Annotated in this window: 1 protein-coding gene; it reads right to left on the bottom strand. The window is 57.3% G+C overall.

The genetic code is table 11. The features are described 5' to 3' along the window. Nucleotides 1-1,175: biotin/lipoyl-containing protein (locus tag JFC11_RS18840; protein ID WP_422822570.1), on the bottom strand; the 1,175-nt coding region annotated here is incomplete at its 3' end. Nucleotides 1,176-1,177: the final 2 nt, after the last annotated feature.

Genomic DNA, 1,177 nt, shown 5'->3' with positions numbered 1-1,177 from the left:
TAGGCCTGCACATCCTCTTTCAGCACCCGGTCTTTCGGGCCACTAGGCTTAACAAGACCGAGGTCTACGCCAAGTTCACGTGCCAGCATGCGTACTGCGGGGCCTGCGTGTACCAGTTTCCCATCGCGAGGCTTATGAGCCGCCATCTGCGCTTCAGGGCTAGGCGTACCTTCTGGTGAAGCGGCAGGCTTTGCACTTGACTGACTAGTACTTGACTGACTAGCACTAGAGGATTGAGCGTTCTCCGGCGCGGCTTTTTTAGGGGCTACCCTCTTGGCACCCGCCACTTCTATATAGCCAATCACATCGCCTTCAGAGACGGTGTCACCCTCTTTTACGGTCAGCTCTAAGAGCTTGCCTTTGTAAGGGCTCGGCACGTCCATCGACGCTTTGTCAGATTCCAGAGTGATAAGAGGGTCTTCTTCGTTGACCTCATCACCTGCCGCCACACCAATTTCGATAATCGGCACGTCAGAAGAACCTGACAAATCAGGTACACGAATCTCTTTGCGCTCAGGCTCACCGCTACCGCTATCTTCTTCAACGGCAGACTCTTCAACAGCCGCTGCTTCCGGCGCGCTGCTGGCTTGGCTAGCAGCCTGCGCTTGCGATGCATCTTCTTCAGCCGATGCATCACCGCCTTCGCCAGCGATTTCCATCTGGCCGATCACGTCGCCTTCCGAGACGGTATCGCCTTCCTTGACGGTCAGCGCAACGATCTTACCGCCGTGCGGGCTGGGCACGTCCATGGAGGCTTTGTCCGACTCCAGGGTGATCAGGGTATCTTCGGCGTTGACCTCATCACCGGCGCTAACCGCGACTTCGATGATTTCAACGCTGTCTGAACCGCCCAGGTCCGGCACTTTAATATCGACCGTCTGCTTGCCGCCACTGGCTTTCTTCGCTGCCGGTGCGGGGGCGTCTTCCTGCGTTGGTTTGTCTTCTTTCACTGGCGCGTCGTTGGGCTGGCTGTCAGATGCGGGGGCTGACGTCTCTTCGCCGCCACCTTCTACTTCCAGCTCAACGATGTCGTCGCCTTCGGAGACAGTATCGCCTTCTTTGACCAGCACTTTGATGACCTTGCCGCCTTTCGGGGCCGGGACGTCCATGCTGGCTTTGTCAGATTCCAGGGTGATTAGGGTGTCTTCCGCTTCAATGACGTCGCCTTCTGACACCG

This window comes from Vreelandella alkaliphila (assembly GCF_016107625.1).
In the GTDB taxonomy this organism is placed as follows: Bacteria; Pseudomonadota; Gammaproteobacteria; order Pseudomonadales; family Halomonadaceae; genus Vreelandella; species Vreelandella alkaliphila.
The sequence above is the reverse complement of the archived record's forward strand: the minus strand, read 5'-3'. Positions and strand labels throughout refer to the sequence as shown.